Annotated in this window: 6 protein-coding genes; 2 read left to right on the top strand and 4 right to left on the bottom strand. The window is 70.1% G+C overall.

The window, feature by feature from the left end; translation table 11 throughout:
* Positions 1-84: 84 nt before the first annotated feature.
* Together MW084_RS11505 and MW084_RS11500 are read right to left on the bottom strand one after the other, a co-directional pair.
* On the bottom strand, positions 85-1,257 hold the full coding sequence (locus tag MW084_RS11505) for a serine hydrolase domain-containing protein (RefSeq protein WP_010469747.1): 1,173 nt from the start codon (positions 1,255-1,257) through the stop codon (positions 85-87).
* Between the two features lie 450 nt (positions 1,258-1,707).
* The gene (locus tag MW084_RS11500) at positions 1,708-2,361 is read right to left on the bottom strand and encodes a class I SAM-dependent methyltransferase (protein WP_010469749.1); all 654 of its coding nucleotides are present in this window, start codon (positions 2,359-2,361) and stop codon (positions 1,708-1,710) included.
* 137 nt (positions 2,362-2,498) lie between these two features.
* Here MW084_RS11500 and MW084_RS11495 point away from each other — a divergent pair, with 137 nt between their 5' ends.
* Positions 2,499-2,630, top strand: a complete 132-nt coding sequence (locus MW084_RS11495) for a hypothetical protein (RefSeq protein WP_010469751.1) — start codon at positions 2,499-2,501, stop codon at positions 2,628-2,630.
* 112 nt (positions 2,631-2,742) lie between these two features.
* Here the strand turns inward: MW084_RS11495 and MW084_RS11490 are convergent, their stop codons facing one another.
* Together MW084_RS11490 and MW084_RS11485 are read right to left on the bottom strand one after the other, a co-directional pair.
* Positions 2,743-2,871: a hypothetical protein gene (locus MW084_RS11490; RefSeq protein WP_275563578.1), complete on the bottom strand. Its 129-nt coding sequence runs from the start codon at positions 2,869-2,871 to the stop codon at positions 2,743-2,745.
* Between the two features lie 108 nt (positions 2,872-2,979).
* Entirely contained in the window at positions 2,980-3,471 is a 492-nt protein-coding gene (locus MW084_RS11485) for a PLL family lectin (RefSeq protein WP_010469752.1), read from the bottom strand.
* Between the two features lie 258 nt (positions 3,472-3,729).
* Here MW084_RS11485 and MW084_RS11480 point away from each other — a divergent pair, with 258 nt between their 5' ends.
* On the top strand, positions 3,730-4,701 hold the full coding sequence (locus MW084_RS11480; protein ID WP_029553402.1) for an AraC-like ligand-binding domain-containing protein: 972 nt from the start codon (positions 3,730-3,732) through the stop codon (positions 4,699-4,701).
* Positions 4,702-4,850: the final 149 nt, after the last annotated feature.

The following is a 4,850-nucleotide window of genomic DNA, read 5'->3' as shown; positions in this document are numbered from 1 at the left end:
GGCACCCGTGCGTGCGGGAAGGGCGGCGGCCTCCCGGGTGGCGGTGCATCCGGATCTTCCCGGCCGGGACGGCGAGCAGGCCGGTCACGCCACCGTTTTTCGCAGCGCCTCGACGAGTACATCCGCACGCGGGTCGTCGGATCCGCTGACGATGTGGTTCGTCACGTAGCCGAAGGCGATGCCGCGGTCGGGGTCGGCGAAGGCGAGTGAACCGCCGCGCCCGGTGTGGCCGAAGGCGCCCGGCCCGGTCATGGGGTTCTCCTCGGTGGGGAGCATGTACCCGGTGCCGAAGCGGCTCGGGAACATCAGCACCCGGTCCTTGCCGGCAGCCTGCTCCGCGGTCGCGGACGCCAAAGCCTCCGTGGTGAGCAGGCGCACGCCGTCCACCTCGCCGATCAGGGCGGCGTACATGCGGGCGAGTGAGCGGGCGGTGCCGATGCCGTTGGAGGAGGGGAGTTCCGCGGCCTGCACCTCCGGCGAGTCGAAGTCGATGGCAGCCGGGTCGGTGACCGCGAACGCCCGGTTACTGAGGGAGTTCGGGTCGCGCCAGGCATCGACCTGCTCACGGAGTTCTTCGGAGAGCGATTCGGTCGGCACTGTCGTGAGGTCCACGTCCGGTGACCGGTACACCATGCGGCTGACTCGCTCGCGCTCACCTGTCGGCAGACCGACGAAGAAGTCCAGCGCGAGAGGGCCCGCGATCTCGTCGGCGAGGAAACGGCCCGGCGAGCGGCCGGAGACCCGGCGGATCACCTCACCCACCAGCCAGCCCCAGGTCCGGCCGTGGTATCCGTGGGCGGTGCCCGGAATCCACAGGGGGCGCTGGGCCGCGAGCGCTTCCGTCATGGGGTGCCAGCGCAGTGCCTCCGCCAGCGGAAGCGGTCGATCGAGCACGGCCAGGCCAGCCCGGTGGGACAGGAGCCAGCGGACGGGGACGTCCGCCTTGCCGTTCGCCGCGAACTCCGGCCAGTATCTCGCCACCGGCGCGTCGAGGTCGAGCATGCCGCGCTCGGCCAGCATGTGCGCCGCGGTTGCGATGACTCCCTTGGTCGCCGAGTAGACCAGTTGCAGGGTGTCCCGGGTCCATGGACGACCGGTGTCCACGTCGGCGACGCCACCCCACAGGTCGACCACCGGCCGGCCGTGCCGGTACACGCACACGGCCGCGCCGATGTCTCCGTACCGGGTGAAGTTCGCCGTGAACGCCTCGCGGACCGGTTCGAAGCCGGGCGCCACTTCACCGTCGATCGTCGTCATGCCGCTCATCCTGGCAGCCGGACTGCTCTCTGACAGGGCGGTTGCGACGCTCAAGGGTGTTCGGCAGCGGTGCACACGACGAGCGTGACGCGTTCGCCGCTCGTGACCGGCCGTACGCCGTGGATGTGGTCGCGGGTCGCCGGGAAGGCGGTCAGGCCCCCGCAGGGAGCCCTGATTTCCTGGAGGGGTCTACGAAAAACAACTTGCCCCCACCATGAAAGCCAGGCGTGTTGAGTCAGACCACAAGGACTGGGTCGATGTGGCCGGGTTTTGTCCGCACTCCGCCCGAAGCGAGCCGGGCACTCCCGGAAGGACGTGTACGAATGAGCGCAGCACTCCGCAGGAACTACGCAACCGCCCGGTCGACTGGCGAACGAGACGAGGTCCAGCGCCGGTCGCAGCGCCCAGTGGTTGACTTGGGAATGCCGCACTCGAGAACAGGGCCAGACATCAGACCTGAGCGATCAGCGCGTAGCGGATGTCATCGACCGGGCGGCCCCACAGGTCCGGGGTGTCGCTGAGATTCTCCACTCGCATCGATGCCACCAGCGGTTCGACCGCGGAGGCAAGGTCGGTGGGGAGCACTCCGCCGTTCCAGGGCAGCGTTTCGGCGCCCTTGACATACGGCATCCCAGATTGCCCTGCCTCCCTCCAGCGCCCTTCGACAAGGAGCAGCGTGCCTCCCGGGCGAAGCCGGGCCACCCACTCTCGCAGCGCGTTCTCAGGGGCCGGGAGGGTCCAGAGAAGGTGGCGAGCGAGCACCAGGTCGAACTGCTCGCCGCCCGTGGGAGGCGCAGCAGCGTCTCCCACGACAAAGCGCCCGGGAAGACCGGCGGTTGATAGTTTCACCTGAGCCTGCTCAACCATTCTCACGGAAAGGTCGACCCCGGTCACCCGGTGGCCGGCCGCGGCGAGTAGCGCCGAAAGCGAACCCGTACCGCAGCCGATGTCGAGGACATCAGCCGGGCCAGGCGGCGCCCATCTGCGCAGGAACCGGTCCCATGCACGGTGCGTGCGTTCCGCCCGCAGACCGTGATCCGGCTCTTCGTCGAACGACGGAGCTGCGGCGTCCCAGTAACCGGCAATCTCAGAGGCGTTAATCATGTCTCGCATCCTCGCACCAGCCACTGACACCACTGCGTGTCAGCCAGTCCCTCGACCTCATAGAGCACCCGTGACTCCATAAGGCAGGAGAAAGCCGTCCGTATAACCGAAGTCGCTCATGCGAGTGAAGTGCAGAGTTGCGCGCCTGGGACGACGCCCGCATCCTGCCGACGTCGATCACCGCCTACCCAGCGGGGAGTTCTGACGAGGAGACGACCGGCGGACGCATCATCGACAAGCCATCAATCCGCCTGGTCATCATGTGGTGATTCTTCGCTTCACGGCCAGGATGAACGAGGCGCCTCCTGCCGCGAAGCCCTTGAACGACGGGACCGGAAAAAGACCGGTCCTCACACGGTTCACCATGTACGACCTCCCCGATCAGGCGACCGGGTGCAGGGCGCCTGCCTGTTCGGCCGTCCGCGAGATGCCGGTCCGTCGATGGTGCGCGACCGACATGAGTGCGGTGCGCAGGTGCTGCACGGTGGTGCGGCGATGGACGCGGCACATGCGCCCGCTGTCACGCCGGGCCGCGAACTCCCGTCACTTCGGCACCGGCGGCCCGGCCCGGCCGGGGGACGGGGCCCGCTGGGAGCGGGCCCCGTCACGCCGGGCCGGTCAGTACTTGTTGAGGCGCCAGCCGCTCCACTTGCCGTTCGCCTCGCGCTCCTTGTAGTAGCGCTTGTTGTTGGAGCCGATGCACGTGATGGCGAAGTTCCACTTGTTCTTGCCGATCCACGCCATCCCGATCGACCCCTGGCCCGGCTTGATGCACGTGCCGCCCAGCGACGTCCACTTGCTGACGCCGCCCTTGGGCGAGGACCAGCGGGTGTAGGCCTGCTTGTTCGTGCCGATGACGAACACCTGGAAGTGCCCGTTGGGCAGCTTGTGCTTCAGCTGGCTCTTGCAGTAGAAGGTGCCGCCCCACTTGCTGTACGTGCACCACTTGCCGGCCTGCTTGGTGACCCCCGGGTCCGGGACCGCCGCCGCCACCGTCTCGGCGCTCGTCCCGTTCCCCGCTGCCGGTGCCGCCTGGGCGGCCACGGTCATCCCCGTCGTCATCACCACGCCCGAGAGCAGCGCGGCGGCCAGCCGTGTGTGTCGCATCATGCCTCCTTGAGTCGTGCTCGGTCGGTGCACGCCAGGACCCGCCGTGCCCCCACGCTGCACGGATCGCGCAGGTGGTTCCCCGGCACGGCGCCTTGTGCGTGCCCCTTCAGGCTGCCGTCCGGCAGTCGTTCCGTCATGCGTGCGGAGCGCACTCCGATTGGCGTACGGCGCACTTCCGGCGGCCCGTTCCCGGTCGCAAGCTGGTGGGGACCGAGTTTCACGCCGGCCCCACGGCGCCGGCACAGGGGGAGAAGAACCGTGTTGACGACAGTGCTGGACACCGACCGCTTACCGCCCGCCGACAGGACGGCCGCCTGGGCGGAGACCACCGCCCTGGCCCTCGTGACCACGCGCTTCAGGTTTTCCGATCCGGAACACTTCGGGGCACGCATCCGCACCATGACGCTGGGGCCCGCCCAGCTCTCCGACCTGTCCTACGCCTCCCTGGTCTCGCAGCGCCCGCCCCGGCTCATCCGGCGGTCCGACCCGGAGCCCTACCAGCTCGCGCTGACGACCGCGGGACAGCAGGGCATCGAGCAGGCGGGGCGCCGAGCCGTCATCGGCGCGGGCGACATCGTGCTGTACGACAGCTCACGCCCGTTCACCGCCACCGCCGGGCCGGCCGGCAGCACCTCGCACTCGCTGCTGCTGCAGTTCCCCAGGGCGTTGATGCCCCTGCCCGACAAGGTGGTCGCCCCGCTGTGCGGCGCCACCCTGGACGGCGCCCGGGGAACGGGCCTCGTGTTCCGCCAGATACTGACCGGCCTGATCGGCGCGCACGACCGGCTCGGGCCCGCCGACCGCGTCCGGCTCGGCCACACGGCCATCGACCTCGCGGCGGCGGTGATCGCCCAGCACGCCGAACACATCTCGTCCCTGCCTCCGGAGACCCGCAGGCAGGCGCTGTTCCACGAGATCACGAGGTTCATCACCCTGCACCTGGGCGATCCCGGCCTCAAGCCCGCCGCCATCGCCGCGGCGCACTTCATCTCGACCCGCTACCTCCACCGCGTGTTCCAGTGCAACGGCACCACCGTGAACGGGTTCATCCGGCAGGCGAGGATCTCCCGCTGCCGGCGGGACCTCGCGGACCCCTCGCTGCACGCCGTGCCGGTCGCGGCGATCGGCGCCCGCTGGGGCTTCACCCGCCCCTCGGACTTCACCCGGGCCTTCCGAGCCGCGACCGGCATGACCCCCGGCGAGTACCGGGCCGCCGCACGCGGGTCCTGAGCGGCACCCCACCGACACGCGGCCCTCCGCCGCGCGAGCCACCGGCGTCCGGCCCGGTCCGCGTCCGGGCCGGTCCGCGTCCGGCCCGGTCCGGCCGCTGGTGGCAACGGTCCGCGGGCGCCGCCCCCGGCCGTCGGGTTCCCCCGCCG

Origin of the sequence: Streptomyces sudanensis (assembly GCF_023614315.1) — a bacterium.
GTDB lineage: Bacteria > Actinomycetota > Actinomycetes > Streptomycetales > Streptomycetaceae > Streptomyces > Streptomyces sudanensis.
This window is presented reverse-complemented; position numbering and strand designations above follow the sequence as displayed.

Excerpts from the sequence above, each read along its gene's own strand:
- MW084_RS11485 (WP_010469752.1), bottom strand. The coding sequence starts at position 3,471 with ATGATGCGACACACACGGCTGGCCGCCGCGCTGCTCTCGGGCGTGGTG.
- MW084_RS11505 (WP_010469747.1), bottom strand. The coding sequence starts at position 1,257 with ATGACGACGATCGACGGTGAAGTGGCGCCCGGCTTCGAACCGGTCCGC.
- MW084_RS11490 (WP_275563578.1), bottom strand. The coding sequence starts at position 2,871 with ATGTGCCGCGTCCATCGCCGCACCACCGTGCAGCACCTGCGCACCGCA.
- MW084_RS11500 (WP_010469749.1), bottom strand. The coding sequence starts at position 2,361 with ATGATTAACGCCTCTGAGATTGCCGGTTACTGGGACGCCGCAGCTCCG.